Here is a 21,246-nt window from a genome sequence, read left to right as displayed (position 1 = left end):
CGGAAGTGACTAGAAGAACTTCGGCAGGCCCGGGATGTTCGGCAGCAAACCAGCCTGGTACGCGCCCGCGATCAGCGCGAGCACCAGCGCCAGGCCACCGGCGACACCGGCAGCGATCTTAGCGCCCTGGGAAGAACCCTCTTCCTGCTTGCCCTGGTCCTGTGCGACGTCGTTCTTGTCGTCATCGATGTCGTCGCCCTCGCCTTCGTTGACGTCGTCGGCGTTGTCGTCGAGCTCAGAGCCGAGGCGAGTGGAAATTGCGCTAATGAGATTCTTGGCGTCATCGGAATCGTCCGCATCAGCGACGCCCGGGACGACACTCAGCGCCAGAGCGGAGGCGGCAAGCGCCGCGACGGTGCGCGGGGCGAAACGCTTATGCCCGACCGGACGATACAACGTGTGGTTTTATCTTTGGTGCACAACAGATAGGGGCATAGACTGAGGGCTTATGGGCGACAAGACTGCAAAACCCGATTTGAAGACCACCGCGGGCCGCATCCAGGACCTGCGCAACCGCCTGGACGAGGCGCGCACGCCGGCCGCTGATCGCGCGGAGGCGCCGACCGAAGGCGCGATGACGGCACGCGCGCGCGTGGAGGCGCTGCTCGACGACGGTTCGTTCGTGGAAACCGACGCGCTCGCGCGCCACCGCGTCGAGGCGTACAAGATGGATCGCACGAAGCCCGCCACCGATGGCGTCATCACGGGCTATGGGCTTATCGACGGCCGCCGGGTCTGCATCTTCAGCCAGGATCCCGACATCTTCGACGGGGCCATCGGCGAGGTCTACGCCGAGAAAATGCTCAAACTCTTTGATCTGGCAACCAAGACCGGCGTACCGGTCATCGGCATCTACGACTCGGTCGGTCCGCGCTGGCAAGAAGGCATTGTCACCGCCCACATGCAGGCCAAACTGCTGCGCGCCGCCACCCACGCCTCCGGCCTCGTGCCGCAGATTGCGCTGGTGGCCGGCGAGGTCGCCACCCTCGCGGCGACCACAGTGCCGCTTGCCGACGTCACCGTGATGGTCGAAGGCGCGAGCCTCCACCTGTCCGACACCGGAATTGTCAGCCAGGTCTCCGGCACCGCGACGACCGCAGACGCGCTCGGCGGGGCGAGCGTCCATGCCGCCACCACCGGTCTGGCACACGTCGCCGCCGCGGACATGGCGGGAGCGCTCGATGCGGTGAAGCGCATCGTAAGCTACCTGCCGCTGAACAACCTGGCTGCCTCCCCGCTCGGCGCGGACGCAGAACGCGCTACCGCAGAGGGCACAGAGGGCGCCGACACCGATCTGGACACCATAATCCCCGACGACGACGCGCAGCCCTACGAGGTCGCCGAGATCGTTGCCGCGGTCACCGACGGCGACTTCTACGAGCTCGGCGCCGACTTCGCCGGCAACGTACTCACCGGGTTCGCGCACATCCACGGCCGCGCCGTCGGCGTTGTGGCCACCCAGCCAAGCGTGCTCGCCGGCTGCCTCACCGAGGCCGGCGCACGCAAGGCTGCCCGCTTCATCCGCACCTGCGACGCGTTCAACCTACCGATCGTGCAGTTCGTGGACTCCCCAGGCTTCGTCCCCTCCACCGAGGAGGAGCACGCCGGCGCGCCCGCCGGTGCCGCCGCGCTCGCCTACGCTTTCGCCGAGGCGCAGGTCGGCACGATCACCGTGGTTACCCGCAAGGCGCTCGGCACCGCCTACACGGTGCTCGGCTCCAAGGGCCTGGGCGCCGACTTGGTGTTCGCGTGGCCTACTGCGCAGATCGCGCTTGCCGACGCCCCCACCGCCGCCGGCCACCTCAACGTCGATGCCGAGAAGTACGCCGAGGAGAACCTCAACCCGTACGCGGCCACCGAGCGTGGGCTCGTCGACGCGGTCATCCCGCCGTCGGCAACTCGCCGCCACGTCCTGGAGGGCCTGCGCCTGTTGGAGCGCAAGGTTGCATATCCGGCGCAGAAAAAGCACGGCAACATCCCGCTGTAGCCGATATACTTTCGCTACACTAAATTCTTTCTCGCTGAAAGGAATGCTATGACTGCACCAACTACCACCCGGTTCACGGTGACCAAGGGCAACCCCACCGAGGACGAGCTCGCCGCGCTCGCAACCGTCCTTACGGACCTCCAGGCAGCCGCGAAGGCGAAGCAGCAGCCTGCAGACCAGAACCGCTGGGGCGCCCCCGCCCTGGCACACCACGGGGAGCAGCTGTTCAACCCGCACGCATTCGCCAACGTCACCTACTTCTAACCCCATGCGCCTCGTTCTCGCCTCCCAGTCCCCCTCGCGCCGCATGCTCCTCGAGCAGGGCGGCGTCACGCCCGTGCTGCGGCCCGCCCACGTCGACGAGGACGCGATCATCGCCGAGCTCGGTGAGGCTGAGCCGCGTGTGATCGTCGAAAAGCTTGCACGGGAGAAGGCCGCGACCGTGGCGGGCGACTTCCCCAACGACGTAGTCGTCGGCTGCGACTCAATGCTGCTTCTCGACGGCCAACTGCTGGGCAAACCCCACACCCCAGAGCGCACCATCGCGCGGTGGAAAGCCCAACGCGGCAAGGAAGCCCACCTGCTGACCGGCCACGCCGTCGCGCACCAGGGCGAATGGGTCGTGGACACGATCGCCACCGCAATCCGCTTCGGGGACGTCTCCGACGCAGACATCGAGGCCTACGCCGCCTCCGGCCAGCCACTCAAATGCGCCGGCGCGTTCACGCTCGAGGCGCTTGGCAGCTGGTTCATCGACTCCATCGACGGCGACCCCACCAGCGTCATCGGCCTGTCCATGCCGCTTTTGCGCCGCTGCCTCTACCGCTTCGGGCTCAACACCTCCGACTTCTGGGACTAGTACCCGCGGGCAGAAAGGAACTCGTCGAGCACGGCGAGGCCTTCGGGGTTCGCGTCCACGCACATGCGTAGCCAACCACCGATCGTGTTTTTCGGGTTGCGCACGCTCGACGGCAGGCTCAGGTCGAGCTCCTCGGCGCCGAACAGCGCCTCGTAGACGGGGCGGCGCTGTGCATCATCCATCCCCATGTCAATGGCCAGCTTGATGGGCACGTCCCCGCTACGGTTACGGAAATTCACGTCCGCGCCGCCGTCGATAAGCCTTTGCACCAGCGCGGCGTCGCCTGCGCCCAGCGCTTCGTGCGAGCACACCAGGGTCAGTGCGTTCTGGCCAGTGTCGACCCGCGCAGCGTCAGCGCCACCGCCCAACATGTCGTTGCTGATCTTCGCGCGCGCCTCCGGGTCACCGTTGGTCAGTGCCGCGAATAGCATGTCGGTCACGTCGTTTTCTTCCGCGTCGAAGACCTCGCAGAACTCCTCGTAGGTGCCATTCTGGGCAACATAGAGCGGGCTTGCCATGGGGGCCTCCTTCACTCACTCGCCACGGGCCTGGAGGAACTCGTCGAGCACATCCAGCTTGCCGGGACGCCCATCCACGTTCATGCGCAGCCACCCGCCGATGGTATTGACCGGGTTGCGCACGCTCGACGGCAGACTCAGGTCGAGCTCGCCCGTCCCAAACAGCGCCTCGTAGACTTCGCGGCGCTGCTCGTCATCAGCTACACGCACCGTGATCGCCAACCGTATCGGCAGGTCCCCGCTACGGTTGCGGAAATTCACGTCTGCGCCGCCGTCGATAAGCCTTTGCACCAGCGCAGCGTCGCCGTCCCCGAGGTCGCGATGCCGACCGAGCAGGATCGTCAGCGCGTTCTGCCCGTATTCCTCGCGCGACGCATCCGCGCCACGATCCAACATGTCGTTGCAGATCTTCGCGCGCGCCTCCGGGTCACCGTTGGTCAGCGCCCCGAACAACATGTCAGTCACATCGTTTTTCGCGGGATCGAAGACCTCGCAGAACTCTTCGTACGTTCCCTTCTTCGCAACGTAGAGCGGGCTTGCCATGGGGCCTCCTTCGCATGGGGTTGCGTACTACTGTAAAACACCTGGTGCGCGCTGTCTCGTCGAAAAGCGCAAACTGCTAGCCTGGCCCGCATGGAAATCAACGACATGCTCGCACCCCCGCCGCTCCACCTGCCCGATGATCCCGCGAGGGGCGAGGACCCCCTGGCCCGCGAGACCGCGCTCGCGCACCCCGACTCCCCCGCCGTGTGGGCCGCCCGCGCCGAAAAGGAGCTCGACGGCGGCGACGAGCTGATCGCCTACGCGTACGCGCGCACCGGCTACCACCGCTCGCTCGACCGCCTGCGCGCCAACGGGTGGAAGGGCTGGGGCCCGGTCCCGGCCTCGCACGAGGCGAACGTGCCGGTGCTGAAGGCTATCGCCATGCTCGCGCTCGTCTCCAAGGCGATTGGCGACGACGCCGAGTACGACCGCTGCCGCCAGATGCTTTCCGACGCCGACCCGGCAAGCGTCGACACCCTGCTCTAATCCGCGCGAGGAGCCACGATGACACGCCCCGCGCTAATCGTCGCACTCGCAGCGTTGCTCGCGCTCGCAGCGTGCGACGGCGACGAGCCAGCCCCCACCCCCAGCACCGTCACTGAAACGCAGACCGTGCGTGACAGCCCCGCCGAACAACCCGTCGCGCAATCCGACGCCCCCGCGCCGTCGTGCGGCACCCCTCCCAACGACCCCCGCGAGGCCTACCCCTCCGGCTCCGCCCCTGGCCGCATGCCGGCAGACGACGGCAGCGACTTCAACTACTGGATCGAGGACATCGACAACGCCTACGACCCGTGCGCGCCGCTGAGCTGGATCGTCTTCCGTGGCTCGCTTGGCGACGAGCACCGCCCTGCCGGCACCGGCGCCTCCATCGCCGACGGTCTCGCCCTCTACGTCAACGGCGCGCCCGCCCAGGACATGGCGGCGGTGGACAAGATCGAGTCCGTCACCCCCACCCCCGACGGCGGCGTGGACCTGGCCTGGGGCGAGCGCACCGGCGCCACCGCCGAGGGCATCACCGCGCACTACACGGTGCATTTGCGCAACGACGGCGGCGCGGTCGTCCCCGTCTCTGGCAACATCGACGAGTTCAACAGGTGGTGGAACTACCCCGTCCACTATCTGCTCGGCACCTACGACTAACTGCGCCTAACTGTGCCTAGCTGTGCCTAGCTCTGCGGGTACCACTCGGTGCCCGGGGAGTTCGCCGCCACCGAGCTCATCGGGATCGGCTCGCGCAGGCGGCCGGCGTTGTGGAGCTCCGTGACGACGCGCGGCACGTCCTCCGCAGGAACGGCGATGATGGGGATCTGGCCATCCTCGTGCTGCTCAATCCTGCCGCCCCGCACGGTGCCGCCGACCACGGCAAGGATGATCATGGCGACGTCGCCGCGGTTGAGGCGCGATGCCTCGAAGCGCGTCGTCCTGGCCGCCTTCTCGCGGTACTGGCTGCCCGCGTGGTTCGGGCCTGCGGTGAACTGGCCGTTCTCATCCAGGCTGAGCTCGCCGGTCCAGTGCTTCGTGTCCACCATGATCACGCCCGCCGCGGTGGACAGGACGTGGTCCGCGTTGGCGGTCACCGCGCTCTTGCGGGACAGCTCGCCGAGCATGCCGATCACGCCCATCGCGAGGCCGAACTTACGGGTCTCCGGCGTCGTGCCGTAGAACATCTCGGACGTTGCGTCGTCGAAGCCGTCGACGGCCTTGGCCAGCCCGGAGCGGGAGTCGGTGCGGATCGTCACGTCGTGGGCAACCTCGATGGAGTCCGGCAGCTGTTGCTCGAGCATCTCACCGATCCGTTCCTCCGCCAGGTAACCGCGGGAGACGCGCTGCAGCGGCTCCGGCAGCCCGGTTTCCTCCGGGCGGCCCTGGCGCGCCAGCCCGACGAGGCGCTCGACCTCGGCGCGGCGTTTCTCATTGACCTGCTTCTCCAGGCCCTTGTTCACATACGCCTTGTTTTCCTTATCCTTGTTGAGGCGGCGGTCCATGGAGCGGAAACCGCTCAGGCCCAGGTAGACCAGTGCGAGCACGCCCGCGAACATCATGATGCCGCCGAGGCCCTTGTTGAAGAGGGAGACGATGATGCCCAGGACAAACAGGACCGGGAAGAGGACGATGGCGATAAGCCGTCTCTGGGTGCGCTTCCGCGCCTTCTTCGCACGGTCGTCGTTTTCGCCCAGCCCGTACTTTTCGGCGTGCTCGCGCATCGCGAAGGTCACGGCGTAGCCGTCGACCTCGCTTTCCAAGTACTTGTCCACCTCGGACGCAAAGTCGGCCCATCCGCCTTGGCCGGGGCGGGTCTTCCCGTACACAGTTGCCATTCGCTACGTCTTCCTTCCGGTTGAGCCTCACTGATTAATAAGGCCAATTGCATTAAAGCATTACCTTTTCTGCAATGTACCGGAAACGCGTCAGGCCGCGTCAGGCTTGCTTGGCCTCCACGCGGCCAATGGCTTCCTTGGCCACCAGCTCCTGGATGCCCATGTCCAGCTCGGAGGTGAAGCCGACGCAGGAGCAGTTGATTTCGCCGAGGACGTAGGTGTCCTGGCCGGTCTCGTCGTCGTCGGCAAGCATGAAGTCCGCGGTCCAGATCAGCGGAATGTTGTCGCCGCCGAGCTTCTCCGCTATCACCGGGCGGGCCGCGGCGAACATGTCCACCAGCTCCTGCCACTCCTCCGGCTTCTGATAGGTGTACGTCGCGCCCGAGAACAGGGTCGCGGAGAACGCATCGCCGCCGGCCGCCGGCTTCTTGTGCACCACGAAGACGGGGTGCGGGCCGACGAGCAGGATGCGGATCTCGCCCTCGGTGATGCGCGGCATGAAGCGCATATCCACGAGCATGCCGTTGTCGCCGATGATGTACTGGTCGCAGAAATCCATGAACTCGCCCAGCTCGCGCTCCTCGGTGTGGTTGTCCACCGCCTCGGTGCACTTGAGCTTGGTGTCCAGCGGCAGGGCGGTGCCCGGCTCCAACGCCTCAGCCTGCGCCTTATCAGCCAGCCGGACGCGCCAGATGCCGGAGCCGGTGGAGCCGCGGTTCTGCTTGAGCACGCGCTCGCCGTAGGACAGGGAGGTCGGGAACGTGTCGTGGAAAGAAGCGACGTCGTAGTAGGCGGCCGTGTCGGCGGGCACGAGGTCGGTCTGGTTGAGCTTGACTAGCGCGTCCTTCGCCCCGTACGCCATCATTTCGGCCGGGGTGGACATGCCGACCAGGCCGGCGTCGGCAAGCTTGGTCAGCAGCTCGAAGTACCCCTTCTCCCCGCCCGGGATGTTGCCAGGGTTGACGCGGGAGATGTAGGCGTCGAAGTGCTCGGTGACGTACTCGAACAGCTTTTCCGACCACTCGGGGCGGTAGAAGACGACCTCGGCGTGCCAGCCGGCCGCCTTGATCGCGTCGACGATGGGCATGGTGTCTTTCCGGTGGCCGTTGAACTGCTTGTCAGATCCGCCCTCGACTTCGAAGACGACGATTGCTTTGTGCACGGGATGCCCTTTCTTTTAGGCCTGGTTGGCAAGAGTCTCGGTCGCAGGCGCTGCCGAGCAGGTGTTACACACGGAATTTTAAGGCCAGCGCTGCGGTTCCACCGCGCGAGCGGGCGCGAGGTGTGCAACCTCACAACGGGCGGGGTGCGCGCAGCGCAGCGACCAGTTCAAATGGGCGTCCAATCCACCGTTTTACCCCGGCGGCGCGCGGCACGCGGTAGGGTGAGCGGTGAATACGAGGCGAAGAAGCGTCGATAAGCATGCACCGAAGGGGAACCACTATGAGCATTGAGCTCGACGACAACCCGAAATTCAAAGACTTCGCGCACCCCGAGAAGTTCGTCTCCGCCGCGTGGCTCTCCGCGCGCCTGGGCAAGCCGGGGCTGCGCGTCGTGGAGAGCGACGAGGACGCTTACCTCTACGACATCGGGCACATCCCGGGCGCGGTGCGCATTGACTGGCACCGCGACCTCAACGACCCGGTCACGCGCGATTTCATCGACGGAGAGGCGTTTGCCAAGCTGATGAGCGAGCGCGGCATTACCCGCGACGACACGATCGTGGTCTACGGCGACAAGTCCAACTGGTGGGCTGCCTACACCGCCTGGGTCTTCGAGCTGTTCGGCCACCCGGACGTGCGCCTGCTCGACGGCGGCCGCGACGCCTGGATGGGCGAGGAGCGCGACACCTCCTTCGCCGTGCCGGAGTTCCCGGCCTCCGACTACCCCGTGGTCGAGCGCAACGACGCGCCGTACCGCACCTTCGCCGCCGATTTGCTCGCGGAGACGCCCGCGCAGCTTATCGACGCCCGCCCGGCCGACCAATACGACGGCACCGCCGAGGACCCGACCGCGGACCGCGCCCCCGGCAAGTCCCCGAGCACGCTGCGCCACGGCCACATCCCGGGCGCGGTCAACGTGACGTGGGGCCGCTCCCTGTTCCCGAACGCCCTGTTCAAGGATCTGCCGAACATCGCCGCGATCTACGAGGACTTCGACCCGAAGGCCCGCACCGTGGTCTACTGCCAGCTCGGCGAGAGCAGCGCACACACCTGGTACGTGCTCAACCACATCCTCGGCTTTGAAAACATCTCGCTGTACGACGGCTCCTGGGCCGAGTGGGGCAACATGGTGCGCGTGCCGGTGGAGCAGGGCTCCGGCGCCTCCTAGAATCTTGCGCTCGGGCGCGGAACTTCCGCCCCACGACCTCCGGGTTGTAACATTGGGCACCGAAAACCGATATAGTTTGGCAACACTAATCGATTGCGAGAAAGACGGGATTTTCGTGCGTACTGAACCGAGCACCAGCCAGAACCCAGTCACCAAAGTCCTGGTGGCCAACCGCGGCGAAATCGCCGTGCGCGTGATCCGCGCCGCGAAGGACGCGGGCATCGCCTCCGTCGCCGTGTACGCCGACCCGGACCGGGGCGCGCCGTTCGCAGCGCTTGCCGACGAAGCCTTCTCCCTCGGCGGCGCCACCGCCGCAGAGTCCTACCTGGACATGGACAAGATCCTCGACGCCGCCGCGAAGGCCGGCGCGGACGCCATCCACCCCGGCTACGGCTTCCTGTCCGAGAACGCTGAGTTTGCCCGCCGCGTGATCGACGCGGGGCTGACCTGGATCGGCCCGTCGCCGGAGTCCATCGCCGCGCTGGGTGACAAAGTCACCGCCCGCCACATCGCCGAGGCGGCCAACGCCCCCATGGCGCCGGGCACCACGGACCCGGTCGCCGACGCGGACGAAGTCGTAGCGTTCGCGGACCAGCACGGGCTGCCGGTGGCCATCAAGGCGGCGTTCGGCGGCGGCGGCCGCGGCATGAAGGTGGCGTACACCCGCGAGGAGATTCCGGAGCTGTTCGAGTCCGCCACCCGCGAGGCGACGGCCGCGTTCGGCCGCGGCGAGTGCTTCGTCGAGCGCTACCTGGACAAGGCCCGCCACGTGGAGGCCCAGGTGCTGGCGGACATGCACGGCAACGTCGTCGTGATGGGCACGCGCGACTGCTCACTGCAGCGCCGCTTTCAGAAGCTCGTGGAGGAGGCGCCCGCGCCGTTCCTCACCGACGAGCAGCGCGAGCGCATCCACTCCTCGGCCAAGGCCATCTGCCGCGAGGCAGGCTACTACGGCGCCGGCACCGTGGAGTACCTCGTCGGCTCCGACGGGCTGATCTCGTTCCTGGAGGTCAACACGCGCCTGCAGGTGGAGCACCCCGTCACGGAGGCCACCACCGGCGTGGACCTGGTGCGCGAGCAGTTCCGCATCGCGCGTGGCGAGCAGCTGCGCTTCACCGAGGACCCGACCCCGCGCGGCCACGCTTTCGAGTTCCGCATCAACGGCGAGGACGCCACCGCCAACTTCATGCCCGCCCCGGGCACGGTCACCGAGTACGTCGAGCCGGCCGGCCCGGGCGTGCGCGTCGACTCCGGCGTGCGCGCGGGTTCCGTCATCGGCGGGCAGTTCGACTCCATGCTGGCCAAACTCATCGTCTACGGCGAGGACCGCACCGAGGCGCTGCAGCGCGCCCGCCGCGCCCTCGACGAGTACGTGGTCACCGGCTTCCCCACCGTCATCCCCTTCCACAAAGCGATTGTGAACGACCCCGCGTTCGTGGGCACCGAGGACTCCTTCGACGTGTACACACGCTGGATTGAGGAGGAGTGGGTCAACGAGCTCACCAGCGACGACAACACCGACGACGCCGACGCTACAGACGACGCCGAGACGCGCACGTTCGCCGTCGAGGTCAACGGCCGCCGCATCGAAGTCGCGCTCCCCGCCTCCCTCGTCTTCGGCGGCGCCCAGCGCAAGAAGCCGAAGAAGCGCCGCTCCGGCGGGTCCAAGGCGGCCGTCTCCGGCGACGCCGTGGCCTCCCCGATGCAGGGCACCGTGATCAAGCTCAACGTCGCCGAGGGAGACGCCGTGGAGGAGGGGGACGTCCTCCTGGTCCTCGAGGCCATGAAGATGGAGAACCCGGTCAGGGCCCACAAGGCCGGCACCGTCACCGGCCTCGCCGCCGAGGAAGGCGCCCAGGTGAACAAGGCCGCCGTGCTGATGGAGCTGAAGTAGCGGGCTACCCGAGGATCCCCTCGCCCCTCCACTCCACCACGGTCTGCAGGATCTGCCCGATGACCGGGGCGGATGCCGCGAGCACGCCGACAACGATGATCGCGATCACCGGCAGCGTGCCCTCTTCCAAACCGGTGCTGCCCTCGATGCGCTTGGCGGAGCCCGCGGCGGCGCCGCTGAGCGCGTCATCAGGCAGCTCCGCCTTGTGCACAGTCGGCTGCTGCACGCTGTAGTACTTCGAGATCAGCGCGATCTCGTCGGCCGACTCGACCGGCCCGCCGTTCTTCGCCGCCGACGCGCGCGACAGCTGGTGCTCCCCCTCGCTCTTCGACTCAATCACGCTCACCCCCGAGTACACGCCGAGGAACCCGTGCCCGGGCGCCCACACCGGCCCGCCAGAATCGCCGTGCTGCCCCGTCTCGCCGTCGAAGTACACGTTTTTGTTCACGCTCCCCGCGTACTTCCCGCAGATCACGCGCCGCGAGGCCGCGCCATAGGTGCACACTTGCTGCCCCGGACGCATGTCGCTTATCGACGCCACCTCGTCCCCACTCCTCCCATTCCCCGCAAGGCGCACCCCGTCGTCCCAGCGGATCGCCGCCCAGTCGTTGCCCGTGACGCTGTCGCCCCAGCGCGAGGAGGGGTACAGGGTGCCGATTTCTGGGGTGAGCGTGCCGTCGACAAGCTTGACCCTCACCCTGTCCCCCGAAAGGCCGCAGTGCGCGGAAGTGTAGCTGATGCGCTCGGCGTGGTCGTTGAACGCGACGGCGCAGCTGGAACTGTCGGCGACGACGATCTGCGCGCCCTGCGCCACCGCGGTCGCCGCGTGCGCGGGCGGGGCCATGGCGGCGGTGGCGGCGATCGTGGCGGTGAAGGCGGCGGCGACTCGGTTACGCATACGGCAGATCCTACAACCAGCAGCGTCCCTGCTCCGAGTTGCTATCGTGGGGCGCATGACATTTCAATTCCGACGCGCCGTCGAAGCCGATCGCACCTACCTCCAGCGCTTGAACTACCTCACCGAGGTGTTCGGCGACGAGGACGCGCCGATGCACGAGCAGCACCGCGACAGCATCGTCTCCGGCGTCGACGACTACGTCTACGGCTGGGACCCGGATTCCGACGGCGGCATCATCGCCACCGACGAGTTCCACACCCCCGCCGGCGGCCTCTGGTTCCGCTACTGGGACGACCCGTCCAAGGGCCACGCCAACCTCGGCCCCGACATCCCCGAGCTGGCCATCGCGATCGAGGGCCGCTTCGCCGGGCAGCGCCTCGGCGCGCTCCTCCTCGAGCAGGCCGTGCAGCTGGGGCGCGAGCAGGGCACCGAGCGCCTCGCCCTCTGGGTCGACCCGGACAACCCGCGGGCGCGCCACCGCTACGAGCAGTTCGGCTTTGACGACGTCAAGGGCCTCGACAACGTCATGGCCCTCGACCTCTAACGTTCCTGTTGCGGGGTAGACGCGCCTGGGTTAGCGTCGTGCGCATGGGGGAAGCACAACTGAAGGCCTTTTTCGCCTTCAAATCCGGGGGTATCGCGGCGCTCGAGCACGTCTACGACGCCGGCTACTCCGCCAAAGCGCTGACCGGCCTCGGCGCGGCCGATGACTACGCCGAGACGCTGTGCCAGCTGGCGTCGAAATTTTTCGCGCCCACCACGCACTCCCGCTATCAACAGCGCGCCCGCGACGCCGCGCGGCGCAACAGCCACTGCGTCGAAACGCTCGACATGATCGTGCGCACGGGCCGCGCCATCGCCGACCCCACCGACCGCTGGGACTACACCGAGCAGCTCTGCGCCACCCGCGGCGACACCGCGACGCTGACCAAGCGCGCCGCCACGCTGCGCAAGAAGTTCCTCGCGCCCCGCGTTCCCAAGGACGGCGCCACCATCCGGCGCAGCACGGCGCACGACAAGATCAGCGTGACGTTCACGGCGTCATCAAACGAGATGCAGGACGTCATCACCACCCTGGAGACGCGCGACGAGCACGGCGCGACGATCGACGCGATCGATTGGCTGGTGAACAACCGCTCGCTATCCCAGGCCCCGGCGGCCGTCCACCTCATTGTCACCGACGACCAGATCGACCACATCCTCGCCGGCACCGACGACCAGCCGGACACCGAGCCGGTCGTGGTGACCAACACCGGGATCCGCATGACCACCAGCCAGGTGCTCGACCGGCACATCCTCCCCGACGGATACATCACCCTCGCCTCCGGGCACCTCGGCCCCATTAACACGCACCGCATGCGCCTGGCCTCGCCAGTGCAGCGGCTCGCGCTAGAAGCGGACTCCCCGACCTGCTGCTGGCCCGACTGCAATACGCCAATCAGCGGGTGCCAGGCCCACCACCTCACCGAATACATCCAGGGCGGCGAGACCACCCCGGCGAACATGTGCTGGCTCTGCCCGCACCACAACGCCGTCAACGGCCAGCCGGGCCGCGGCCGCATGACCCGCATCGACGGCCGCATCGCCTGGGTCGGGCCGAACAACAGCCCGCCCAAATTCACCGGCCGGAGCTACACCCCGCACCGCGCCCCCGTCGGCGGCCCGGCCCAAGGCCGACCACCCGACTAACCGTTGAAGATCAGGGATAGGACCGCGAGGAGCAGCTGCAACGCGCCGCTGAACACCGCGCGCAGCCAGGAATCACTGCTGCCCGCCGGCTTGGGCGGCGGCGGTTTCGGCGCGCCCGCCTGCGCGTCGTCGCTGAAGTAGCTGACGAACACGTCGATGATCGCGTCGCGGATCGGCCCGCCGTCGGCCGTCGTTGCGCCGAGCGTGAACGTTTTCGTGCGCCCCGTCAGGTTGTCGCGCCCGTCGAGCGACGCCGAGTGCACGCCGACGAAGCCGCGGCCCGGGATCCACATCGGCCCGCCGGAGTCGCCCGGGGCGCCGGGCTCGACGTCCACGAGGAACGAGTTGCCCACCCGCGCGTAGTAGTACCGCAGGTCGCGGCGCCGGTGGCCCAGCCGTAGTAGCAGACGGTTTCGCCGCGCCGAATGTCGTCCAGCGGGACCTGCGCGTCGCCGGTGTACTCGTTCGGCCCGAGCTCGACGCCCGCGTCCCACCGGATGCGGGCCCAGTCGTTGGTCGTCTCCTCGCTGCGCGGCGAGGTGTCGAGGGTGCCGATTGCGGGGGACCACGTGCCGTCGTCAAGCACTTTGCGCACCCTGTCGCCGCTGGTGCCGCAGTGCGCGGCGGTGAAGCTTTCGCGCTCGCCGTTGAAGCCGACGGTGCACTCGGAGCCATTGACGACGACAGCGTCCCCCTGCCCCACCGTCACCGCCCCCGCCGCGGGCGCAGCCAGGAAAAGGGCCGCAGCCGCTGTCGCGACGCTGCGGCCCATCGGCACGGGAAGCATTCTCACCCGGGCAATTGTACCCAACTGCTCAGGTGGGCAAAACTTACTTTTCGGAGATGACAACCACCAGGTCGCCGCCCTCAACCTTGGTCGGCTGCGAGAACGCGAGACGCTCGATCGTGCCGTCCTGGGTGGCGGAGATGCCGGCCTCCATCTTCATGGCCTCGATGGTGGCGACCTGGTCGCCGGCCTTGACCTCGTCGCCGACCTTGGCGGTGATGTTCACCACGCCCGCGAACGGCGCGGCGACGTGGCCCGGGTTCGAGGCGTCCGCCTTCTCGGCCTCCGCGACCGTGGACTCGGCGTGCTCGTCGCGCACCAGCATCGGGCGGACCTGGCCGTTGACGGTAAGGATGACCTGGCGCATGCCCTTCTCGTCCGGCTCGCCGATGGCGTCCAGGCGCACGGACAGCGGCGGGCGCTGCTCGTCGATCTCGCCGTACCAGATCATGGTCTCCTCGCCCTCGACGAGGCCGTAGAAGAAGGTGCGGTCCGACAGCTGGTCGGTCACGCCGTAGGTGCGGCGGTGCTCCTGGAACTCGCCGTACTGCTTCGGGAACAGCAGCTTGTCCAGGGCCACGCGGCGGACGTCGTGGTCGTCGGACGCCAGGTCGCCCTCGAGCTCAGCAGGGACCTCGACGGTGTGGTCGACGGGGCTGCGGTCGGCCAGGGCGGCGTCGCGAAGCAGCGGCCAGCCGCCCGGGGGCGTACCGAGCTCGCCCTGCAGGAAGCCGATGACGGACTCCGGGATGTCGTACTTGCGCGGGTTCTCCGCGAAGTCCTTCGGGTCCACGCCCGCGCCCACGAGGTGCAGCGCCAGGTCGCCGACGACCTTGGAGGACGGGGTGACCTTGGTCGGGCGGCCCAGGATCTCGTTGACCGCGGCGTAGTAGTCCTCGATGAGCTCGAAGCGGTCGCCCAGGCCCAGCGCGTTCGCCTGCGTGCGCAGGTTGGACAGCTGGCCGCCCGGGATCTCGTGCTTGTACACGCGGCCGGTCGGGCCGGGGATGCCGGACTCGAACGGGGCGTAGACCTGGCGCACGGCCTCCCAGTACGGCTCCATGTCGGAGACGGCCTGCAGGGAGATGCCGGTGTCGCGCTCCGTGTTGGCAAACGCGGCGACGAGCGCGGACATCGACGGCTGCGAGGTCGTGCCGGCCAGCGGCGCGGACGCAACGTCGACGACGTCGGCGCCGGCGTTGGCGGCTGCGAGGTAGGTGGCCAGTTGGCCGCCCGCGGTGTCGTGGGTGTGCACGTGGACCGGCAGGTCGAAGCGCTCGCGCAGCGCGGATACCAGCTTCGCGGCGGCGGCCGGGCGCATGAGGCCCGCCATGTCCTTGATGGCCAGGACGTGGGCGCCGGCGTCGACAATCTGCTCCGCGAGGCGCAGGTAGTAGTCCAGCGTGTAGAGGTCCTCGTTCGGGTCCATGAGGTTGCCCGAGTACGCCATCGCGACCTCGGCGACGGTGGTGTTGGTCTCCAGGACCGCCTCGATCGCCGGGCGCATCTGGGAGACGTCGTTGAGCGCGTCGAAGATGCGGAAGATGTCGATGCCGGAGGTGGCCGCCTCCTGCACGAACGCCTTGGTCACCGAGTCCGGGTACGGCGTGTAGCCGACGGTGTTGCGGCCGCGCAGCAGCATCTGAATGTTCACGTTCGGCATCGCCTCACGCAGCTCATCCAGGCGCATCCACGGCGACTCGTGCAGGAAGCGCATGCCCACGTCGTAGGTCGCGCCGCCCCACGCCTCCACAGAGGTCAGCTCCGGGGTGAGGTGGCCGACGTGCTTCGCGGCCGCGACGAGCGTGTTCGTACGGATGCGGGTGGCCAGCAAGGACTGGTGCGCGTCGCGGAACGTCGTCTCAGTGACGCCGAGCGCGGTCTGGTTGCGCAGCTTCTCTGCCCACTTCTTCGGGCCGAGCTCGAGCAGCTCGTCGCGGGAGCCGCGCGGCGTGTCGGAGTACTCGGTGGTGGGCAGCTTTTTCGACGGCCGGATCGTGGTCGGTCGCGGACCGTTCGGCTTATTCACCGTGACGTTGGCCAGGTAGTCGAGGATGCGGCCGGCGTCGTCAGCTGCCGGCGGGGCCTCGAGCAGGAACGGGTGCGCGGCGATGTAGCCGGTGTTGATGCGCTCGTGCTGGAAGTCGTCCTGGGAGAGCAGCACGCGCAGGAAGCCGATGTTGGTGGAGACGCCGTTGACGGTGAACTCGTTGAGCGCGCGCAGGGCGCGGTCCACGGCGACCTGGAAGTTGCGGCCGCGGCAGGTCATCTTGACCAGCAGCGAGTCGAAGTTCGGGGTGATCTCCGTGCCGACGGACACCGAGCCGTCCAGGCGCACGCCCGCGCCGCCCGGCGAGCGGTAGCCGGTGACGGTGCCGGAGTCGGGGCGGAAGCCGTTGTTCGGGTCCTCGGTGGTGATGCGGCACTGCAGGGCGGCGCCGTTGACCTCGATGAGGTCCTGCTCCAGGTGGACGTCCTCCAGCTTGGCGCCGGCGGCGATGTACATCTGGTTCTTCACGATGTCCACGCCCGTGACCTCCTCGGTCACGGTGTGCTCGACCTGCACGCGCGGGTTCATCTCGATGAAGACGTGGTTGCCCTTTTCGTCCACGAGGAACTCGACCGTGCCGGCGCCCTCGTAGTTGATCTCCTTGCAGAACCTCACCGCGTCCTCGCAGATGCGCTGGCGCTGCTCCTCGGTGATGTGCTGTGCAGGCGCGATTTCTACGACCTTCTGGTGGCGGCGCTGCAGGGAGCAGTCGCGCTCGTAGAGGTGGACCACGTTGCCGTAGGAGTCCGCCATGACCTGGACCTCGATGTGCTGCGGGTTGATCACGGCGCGCTCGACGTAGACGTTCGGGTCACCGAAGGCGGCCTCCGCCTCGCGCGACGCCTCGGCGGCGAGCGCCTCCAGGTCTTCCGGCTTTTCCACGAAGCGCATGCCGCGCCCGCCGCCGCCCGCGACGGCCTTGATGAAGACGGGGAACTCGAATTCCTTCGCGTACTCGGCAAGCTGCGCGACGTCCGAGGACGGCTCGGAGTCCTTCAGCGTGGGCAGCCCGGCGCGCTCGGCGGCCTGGACGGCGGCGGACTTGTCGCCGGTCAGGTCCAGGGTGTCCGCGGAGGGGCCGATGAATTTAATGCCGTTGGCGTCGCAGGCACGGGCCAGGTCGGCGCGCTCGGAGAGGAAGCCGTAGCCCGGGTAGATCGCGTCCGCGCCGGTTTCCTTGGCGGCGCGGATGATCTCGTCTATGTCCAGGTACGCCTTGACGGGCTGGCCCTCCGTGCCGATCTGCACGGCCTCGTTTGCAAAGGGGCGGTGGAAGGAGTTGCGGTCCTCCCTCGGGTAGACCGCCACGGTTTTCGCACCGGTCTCAAACGCTGCGCGGAACGCGCGCACCGCGATCTCGCCGCGGTTGGCAACGAGGATCTTCTTGAAGGCGGGGAGGTCATTAAGTGGGAGTTGTTCCACGAGAACTTTGTCCTTTCGCTGTGTGCAAGGCACGGTTCGCATATCGAACGGAGCACCTCGACTCTACCGCGTCCGACGACGCCAGATGTACATTTTATGAACTCATTTGGGGCAGGCAGCGCGCGCAACAGCCCGCCGAGCGCGTTGTGTGCGACGGGGCGGGCTGGCGTCGATAAGCAAATTGTTAGAGATGGCGCTCCTCCGGGCTGTTGTAGGCGGACAGCGGGCGAATGAGCGAGTTGTTCGCGTACTGCTCGATGATGTGGGCGATCCAGCCGGTGATGCGGGCCATGACGAACAGCGGGGTGAAAAACTCGATGTCAAAGCCCAGGATGTAGTAGGCCGGGCCCGACGGGAAGTCCAGGTTGGGCTTGATGTGGATGGAGGTGTTCTCGTACATCGTCTTTTCCATGATGTCGTAGATGTCCACCCACTTCTGGGAGTCCTTCTCCGGGTGCTCGGAGGCGAGCTTCTTAAACGCGGCCTCCATCGTGGGCACGCGCGAGTCGCCCTTCTTGTACACGCGGTGGCCGAAGCCCATGACGAGCTCCTTGTTTTTCAGCTTGTTCAGCGTCCAAGCCTCCGCGTTGTCCGGCGAGCCGACCTCGACCATGTTGTGCATGACAAACTCGTTCGCGCCGCCGTGCAGCGGCCCCTTGAGCGCGCCGATCGCCGCGGTGATGGCGGACCACGCGTCGGACTGCGTGGAGGTCACCGTGCGGGCGGTGAAGGTGGAGGCGTTGAAGGAGTGCTCCGCGTACAGGATGAGCGACTTCTCAAAGGCCTCGATGTCGGACGGAATCGTGGCCGGCGAGCCCTCCTCGTCGCCGAAGACCATCCAGAGGAAGTTCTCGGCAAAGCTCTTGTCGTGCGACGGCGCGAGGTAGTCCTTGCCCTGGCGGCGGCGGATGTCGGTGGCCACGACGGTGGGCAGCTTGGCCAGCAGCTGGGTGCCGATCTTGCGGATGTGGTCCGCGTCCGGCGTGAACTTGTGCTCGTCGCGGGTGCCCAGGAAGGACACGGCAGTGCGCAGCACGTCCATCGGGTGGCAGTCCTTGGGCAGGAAGTTGATGACCTGGATGAGGTCCTCGTCGATGTCGCGGTTGGCCATGCAGCCGTTGCGGAACTCCTCGCGGCCCTGCTCGTCCGGCAGCTCGCCGTGCCACAGCAGGTACGCGACTTCCTCGAAGCTGCAGTTCTCGGCGAGCTCCTGCACGGGGTAGCCCTGGTACAACAGCGAGTTGGTCTCCGGGTTGACTTTGGAGATGGCCGTGTAGTCGGCGACGACGCCGGCGAGGCCCTTGCGAATTTCCTGATCAGACATGATGTGCTCCTTTGGGGGGATGGGGATGGGGTCTACTCGAACGTGGACGAGTAGCTGTCCTTGGAGTAGGTGAAGACGGACTGGTCGAACTGGTTGTACTCGTCGTAGCGGACGAGCTCGTAGAGGCGCGAGCGGTGCTGCATCTTGTCCAGCCACGGCGTTTGGATGCCGGTGTCGGCGATGTCGCGCAGCATCGCCTCGGTCTGACCCATGGCGATGCGGAACGTGGTCACCGGCCAGATCACCGCGTTGTAGCCGAGGTTCTCCAGCGTGCCGGCGGACAGCAGCTCGGTTTTGCCGAACTCCGTCATGTTGGCCAGCAGCGGGGTGTCCACGGCGGCGCGGAATTTGGCAAAGTCCTCCTCCGAGTACAGCGCCTCGGTGAAGATAAGGTCCGCGCCCGCGCCGGCGTACGCCTTCGCGCGCTCGATGGCCTCGTCGATGCCTTCGATGCCGGCGGCGTCGGTGCGCGCGCAGATGACAAAATTGTCGTCCTGCCGCTCGCGCACCGCCGCGGTGATGCGGCGCACCATGAGGTCGCGGGGCACGACCTCCTTGCCGTCGAGGTGGCCGCAGCGCTTCGGGTTCACCTGGTCTTCCAGGTGGAGCGCCGCAAGTCCTGCGGCTTCGAATTCGGCGACGGTGCGGGCCGCGGACATGGGTTCGCCGAAGCCGGTGTCGGCGTCGATAAGCACTGGCAGGTTGGTGGCGCGGGCGATCTGGCCGCCGCGGTTGGCTACCTCGGACAGGGTGGTCAGGCCGATGTCGGGCAGGCCGAGGTCGTTGGCCACCACGGCGCCGGAGACGTACACGCCCTCGAAGGCGCCGATGTCCTCGATCAACCGCGCCGTGAGCGGGTTGAACGCGCCCGGCAGCTTGGTGATGGTCTCCGAGGTGAGCGAGTCGCGCAGTGCTTGCCGACGCTCACGCGGTGTCTTCTCTGGTGCAAACATTTAGAAAATGCCTCCTGGGATCTCGGGCGCGTTCGCCTTCGCGTCGTCGTTGACCGCGATGTTGAGCGCGGACAGGTCGGTGAGGTGTTCCAGGTCCTGCACCGCGGCGAGGAAGCGGTCCTGCTCCTCCGGGGCGACGATGCCCTCGGCGAGGGTGCGGAATTTCTGGATGTAGTTGTCGCGCTCGAAGGGGCGGGCGCCGAACGGGTGGGCGTCGGCGACAGCCATCTCGTCCTCGATGACGGTGCCGTCGGCGAAGGTGATCACGGCGCGCGCGCCGAAGGCCTTCTCGTTCGGGTCCTGCGAGTGGTAGCGGCGGGTCCACTCCTTGTCCTCCACCGTGGAGATTTTGTGCCACAGTGCGACGGTCTCGGGGCGGCCGGCGCGCTCCGGGGTGTAGGAGTTGACGTGGTGCCAGGTGCCGTCCTCGAGCGCGACGGCGAACATGTACATGATCGAGTGGTCAAGGGTTTCGCGGGATGCGGTGGGGTCCATCTTCTGCGGGTCGTTCGCGCCGGTGCCGATGACGTAGTGGGTGTGGTGCGAGGTGTGCAGGACGATGGATTCGATGTCGGCGGTGGACTTGCCGGCGTCCGCGATGGTCTGCTTCATGCGGCGCGCCAGGTCGATCGGGGCCTGGGCCTGGTACTCGGCGGAGTGCTCCTTGGTGTAGGTCTCCAGGATGGCGCGCTTGGCCTCGCCGTCGGCCGGCAGCGGGACGGTGTAGGTGCGCTCCGGGGAGTGCAGCATCCAGGCGATAAAGCCGTCCTCGCCCTCCCAGATCGGGGCCGGCGCGCCCTCGCCGCGCATGGTGCGGTCGACGGCCTCGATGCCCATCTTGCCGGCAAACGCCGGGGCGGACGCCTTCCACGAGGAGATCAAGCCCTTGCGGGACTGGCGGGTGGCGGTGGTGGTGTGCAGCGCCTGGCCGACGGCCTGGTAGATGGTGTCCACGTCCAAGTCCAGCATGGTGCCGATGCCCGCCGCCACCGACGGTCCGAGGTGCGCGACGTGGTCGATCTTCCACTCGTGCAGGCAGATGCCCTTGACCAGGTTGACCTGGATCTCGTAGCCGGTGGCGATACCGCGGATAAGCGCCTTGCCGTCGAGCCCCTTGTGCTGGGCGACGGCCAGGATCGGCGGGATGTTGTCGCCCGGGTGCGAGTATTCGGCGGCGAGGAAGGTGTCGTGGAAGTCCAGCTCGCGCACGGCCGTGCCGTTGGCAAACGCGGCCCACTCGGCGGAGTAGGCGCCGTCCGCGCCGAAGACCTGCGCGCCGCCCTCGGCGACCGGGTGTGCCAGGGCCATCTCGCGCGCCGTGGCGACGGGGCGGCGGCCGTAGGAGGCGACGGCGACGGACGCGTTGTCGATGATGCGGTTGATAATCATCTCGCGCGTGTCTTCCGGCACCTCGACCGGGTCGGCGGCGACCTTGGCCACCTTGTAGGCAAGGTGTTCCTCGATGGGGAAATCCTCGGCGGACTTCCTGGTGCGGACTTCGTGGTTGATCATTCGGTGTGCAACTCCTCGGCTGGTGTGGGGACGAGTGGGCGTCGATAAGCGACTTGGTGAACCTCATAGTAAGCGGGCGAATGTGTCGCACGACATATTTTGCTGTGTGAAAAGGAGTGTCACGGGTGCGCGGTTTTTGTAAACTTTGTAAAACCACA

21 protein-coding genes are annotated in these 21,246 nt (G+C 67.5%); 9 read left to right on the top strand and 12 right to left on the bottom strand.

The window, feature by feature from the left end; translation table 11 throughout:
* Positions 1–9: 9 nt before the first annotated feature.
* A complete protein-coding gene (locus CKJ85_RS03700; protein WP_095553437.1) occupies positions 10–396 on the bottom strand; it encodes a hypothetical protein in 387 nt (128 codons plus the stop codon).
* Positions 397–448: 52 nt separating this feature from the next.
* Here CKJ85_RS03700 and CKJ85_RS03695 point away from each other — a divergent pair, with 52 nt between their 5' ends.
* From CKJ85_RS03695 to CKJ85_RS03685, 3 genes are read left to right on the top strand one after another with little or no spacing between them, the layout of a single operon-like run.
* Positions 449–1,987, top strand: coding sequence for an acyl-CoA carboxylase subunit beta (locus CKJ85_RS03695; protein ID WP_095536442.1), 1,539 nt, complete (start codon positions 449–451; stop codon positions 1,985–1,987).
* A 48-nt stretch (positions 1,988–2,035) separates the two neighbouring features.
* A complete protein-coding gene (locus CKJ85_RS03690) occupies positions 2,036–2,251 on the top strand; it encodes an acyl-CoA carboxylase subunit epsilon (protein ID WP_095553436.1) in 216 nt (71 codons plus the stop codon).
* Positions 2,252–2,255: 4 nt separating this feature from the next.
* The gene (locus CKJ85_RS03685) at positions 2,256–2,846 is read left to right on the top strand and encodes a nucleoside triphosphate pyrophosphatase (RefSeq protein ID WP_095553435.1); all 591 of its coding nucleotides are present in this window, start codon (positions 2,256–2,258) and stop codon (positions 2,844–2,846) included.
* On the opposite strand, the gene CKJ85_RS03680 is transcribed toward CKJ85_RS03685, so the two are convergent.
* Positions 2,843–3,364, bottom strand: coding sequence for an ankyrin repeat domain-containing protein (locus CKJ85_RS03680; protein ID WP_095553434.1), 522 nt, complete (start codon positions 3,362–3,364; stop codon positions 2,843–2,845). The two genes, CKJ85_RS03685 and CKJ85_RS03680, sit on opposite strands and share 4 nt — an antisense overlap.
* A 15-nt stretch (positions 3,365–3,379) precedes the next feature.
* Positions 3,380–3,907, bottom strand: a complete 528-nt coding sequence (locus tag CKJ85_RS03675; RefSeq protein ID WP_095546103.1) for a hypothetical protein — start codon at positions 3,905–3,907, stop codon at positions 3,380–3,382.
* A gap of 90 nt (positions 3,908–3,997) precedes the next feature.
* Between CKJ85_RS03675 and CKJ85_RS03670 the strand changes: the two genes are divergently transcribed.
* Positions 3,998–4,393, top strand: coding sequence for a DUF3151 domain-containing protein (locus CKJ85_RS03670; protein WP_095553433.1), 396 nt, complete (start codon positions 3,998–4,000; stop codon positions 4,391–4,393).
* 18 nt (positions 4,394–4,411) lie between these two features.
* Positions 4,412–5,050 carry a hypothetical protein gene (locus CKJ85_RS03665; RefSeq protein ID WP_095553432.1) on the top strand — a complete coding sequence of 213 codons (639 nt, stop codon included), beginning with the start codon at positions 4,412–4,414 and terminating at the stop codon, positions 5,048–5,050.
* A gap of 26 nt (positions 5,051–5,076) precedes the next feature.
* Here the strand turns inward: CKJ85_RS03665 and CKJ85_RS03660 are convergent, their stop codons facing one another.
* Both CKJ85_RS03660 and CKJ85_RS03655 read right to left on the bottom strand, forming a co-directional pair.
* Positions 5,077–6,228 carry a nuclease-related domain-containing protein gene (locus CKJ85_RS03660; RefSeq protein ID WP_095536447.1) on the bottom strand — a complete coding sequence of 384 codons (1,152 nt, stop codon included), beginning with the start codon at positions 6,226–6,228 and terminating at the stop codon, positions 5,077–5,079.
* A gap of 100 nt (positions 6,229–6,328) precedes the next feature.
* Complete coding sequence (locus CKJ85_RS03655; protein WP_095277630.1) at positions 6,329–7,390, bottom strand: Cj0069 family protein; 1,062 nt, start codon at positions 7,388–7,390, stop codon at positions 6,329–6,331.
* Positions 7,391–7,671: 281 nt separating this feature from the next.
* Between CKJ85_RS03655 and CKJ85_RS03650 the strand changes: the two genes are divergently transcribed.
* Positions 7,672–8,559: a sulfurtransferase gene (locus CKJ85_RS03650; protein WP_095537167.1), complete on the top strand. Its 888-nt coding sequence runs from the start codon at positions 7,672–7,674 to the stop codon at positions 8,557–8,559.
* Positions 8,560–8,674: 115 nt separating this feature from the next.
* Entirely contained in the window at positions 8,675–10,453 is a 1,779-nt protein-coding gene (locus CKJ85_RS03645; protein WP_095553431.1) for an acetyl/propionyl/methylcrotonyl-CoA carboxylase subunit alpha, read from the top strand.
* 4 nt (positions 10,454–10,457) lie between these two features.
* On the opposite strand, the gene CKJ85_RS03640 is transcribed toward CKJ85_RS03645, so the two are convergent.
* A complete protein-coding gene (locus CKJ85_RS03640; protein ID WP_095553430.1) occupies positions 10,458–11,351 on the bottom strand; it encodes a hypothetical protein in 894 nt (297 codons plus the stop codon).
* 55 nt (positions 11,352–11,406) lie between these two features.
* On the opposite strand from CKJ85_RS03640, the gene CKJ85_RS03635 reads away from it, so the two are divergent.
* Positions 11,407–11,895: a GNAT family N-acetyltransferase gene (locus tag CKJ85_RS03635; protein WP_095553429.1), complete on the top strand. Its 489-nt coding sequence runs from the start codon at positions 11,407–11,409 to the stop codon at positions 11,893–11,895.
* Between the two features lie 44 nt (positions 11,896–11,939).
* Positions 11,940–13,040: an HNH endonuclease signature motif containing protein gene (locus CKJ85_RS03630; protein ID WP_095553428.1), complete on the top strand. Its 1,101-nt coding sequence runs from the start codon at positions 11,940–11,942 to the stop codon at positions 13,038–13,040.
* Here CKJ85_RS03630 and CKJ85_RS03625 read toward each other — a convergent pair.
* From CKJ85_RS03625 to prpD, 6 genes are all read right to left on the bottom strand, one after another.
* The gene (locus CKJ85_RS03625) at positions 13,037–13,303 is read right to left on the bottom strand and encodes a hypothetical protein (protein ID WP_143340135.1); all 267 of its coding nucleotides are present in this window, start codon (positions 13,301–13,303) and stop codon (positions 13,037–13,039) included. The two genes, CKJ85_RS03630 and CKJ85_RS03625, sit on opposite strands and share 4 nt — an antisense overlap.
* Positions 13,267–13,833, bottom strand: a complete 567-nt coding sequence (locus tag CKJ85_RS11770; RefSeq protein ID WP_143340134.1) for a hypothetical protein — start codon at positions 13,831–13,833, stop codon at positions 13,267–13,269. The genes CKJ85_RS03625 and CKJ85_RS11770 overlap by 37 nt, the downstream gene beginning before the upstream one ends.
* A gap of 37 nt (positions 13,834–13,870) precedes the next feature.
* Positions 13,871–17,299, bottom strand: coding sequence for a pyruvate carboxylase (locus CKJ85_RS03620; protein ID WP_233126930.1), 3,429 nt, complete (start codon positions 17,297–17,299; stop codon positions 13,871–13,873).
* Positions 17,300–17,483: 184 nt separating this feature from the next.
* Positions 17,484–18,623 (bottom strand): bifunctional 2-methylcitrate synthase/citrate synthase, encoded by a 1,140-nt coding sequence (locus tag CKJ85_RS03615; RefSeq protein ID WP_095553425.1) that lies wholly within the window; start codon positions 18,621–18,623, stop codon positions 17,484–17,486.
* Between the two features lie 32 nt (positions 18,624–18,655).
* The gene (gene prpB, locus CKJ85_RS03610) at positions 18,656–19,576 is read right to left on the bottom strand and encodes a methylisocitrate lyase (RefSeq protein ID WP_095553424.1); all 921 of its coding nucleotides are present in this window, start codon (positions 19,574–19,576) and stop codon (positions 18,656–18,658) included.
* Entirely contained in the window at positions 19,577–21,088 is a 1,512-nt protein-coding gene (gene prpD / locus CKJ85_RS03605; RefSeq protein ID WP_095553423.1) for a 2-methylcitrate dehydratase PrpD, read from the bottom strand.
* Positions 21,089–21,246 lie beyond the last annotated feature (158 nt).

The organism is Corynebacterium sp. NML 150383 (assembly GCF_002285085.1).
Classification (GTDB): domain Bacteria; phylum Actinomycetota; class Actinomycetes; order Mycobacteriales; family Mycobacteriaceae; genus Corynebacterium; species Corynebacterium gottingense.
The sequence above is the reverse complement of the archived record's forward strand: the minus strand, read 5'-3'. Positions and strand labels throughout refer to the sequence as shown.

Excerpts from the sequence above, each read along its gene's own strand:
- CKJ85_RS03695 (WP_095536442.1), top strand. The coding sequence starts at position 449 with ATGGGCGACAAGACTGCAAAACCCGATTTGAAGACCACCGCGGGCCGC.
- CKJ85_RS03615 (WP_095553425.1), bottom strand. The coding sequence starts at position 18,623 with ATGTCTGATCAGGAAATTCGCAAGGGCCTCGCCGGCGTCGTCGCCGAC.
- prpB (WP_095553424.1), bottom strand. The coding sequence starts at position 19,576 with ATGTTTGCACCAGAGAAGACACCGCGTGAGCGTCGGCAAGCACTGCGC.
- CKJ85_RS03690 (WP_095553436.1), top strand. The coding sequence starts at position 2,036 with ATGACTGCACCAACTACCACCCGGTTCACGGTGACCAAGGGCAACCCC.
- CKJ85_RS03640 (WP_095553430.1), bottom strand. The coding sequence starts at position 11,351 with ATGCGTAACCGAGTCGCCGCCGCCTTCACCGCCACGATCGCCGCCACC.
- CKJ85_RS03635 (WP_095553429.1), top strand. The coding sequence starts at position 11,407 with ATGACATTTCAATTCCGACGCGCCGTCGAAGCCGATCGCACCTACCTC.
- CKJ85_RS03670 (WP_095553433.1), top strand. The coding sequence starts at position 3,998 with ATGGAAATCAACGACATGCTCGCACCCCCGCCGCTCCACCTGCCCGAT.
- CKJ85_RS03685 (WP_095553435.1), top strand. The coding sequence starts at position 2,256 with ATGCGCCTCGTTCTCGCCTCCCAGTCCCCCTCGCGCCGCATGCTCCTC.
- CKJ85_RS03650 (WP_095537167.1), top strand. The coding sequence starts at position 7,672 with ATGAGCATTGAGCTCGACGACAACCCGAAATTCAAAGACTTCGCGCAC.
- CKJ85_RS03660 (WP_095536447.1), bottom strand. The coding sequence starts at position 6,228 with ATGGCAACTGTGTACGGGAAGACCCGCCCCGGCCAAGGCGGATGGGCC.
- prpD (WP_095553423.1), bottom strand. The coding sequence starts at position 21,088 with ATGATCAACCACGAAGTCCGCACCAGGAAGTCCGCCGAGGATTTCCCC.
- CKJ85_RS03680 (WP_095553434.1), bottom strand. The coding sequence starts at position 3,364 with ATGGCAAGCCCGCTCTATGTTGCCCAGAATGGCACCTACGAGGAGTTC.
- CKJ85_RS03665 (WP_095553432.1), top strand. The coding sequence starts at position 4,412 with ATGACACGCCCCGCGCTAATCGTCGCACTCGCAGCGTTGCTCGCGCTC.
- CKJ85_RS03630 (WP_095553428.1), top strand. The coding sequence starts at position 11,940 with ATGGGGGAAGCACAACTGAAGGCCTTTTTCGCCTTCAAATCCGGGGGT.
- CKJ85_RS03675 (WP_095546103.1), bottom strand. The coding sequence starts at position 3,907 with ATGGCAAGCCCGCTCTACGTTGCGAAGAAGGGAACGTACGAAGAGTTC.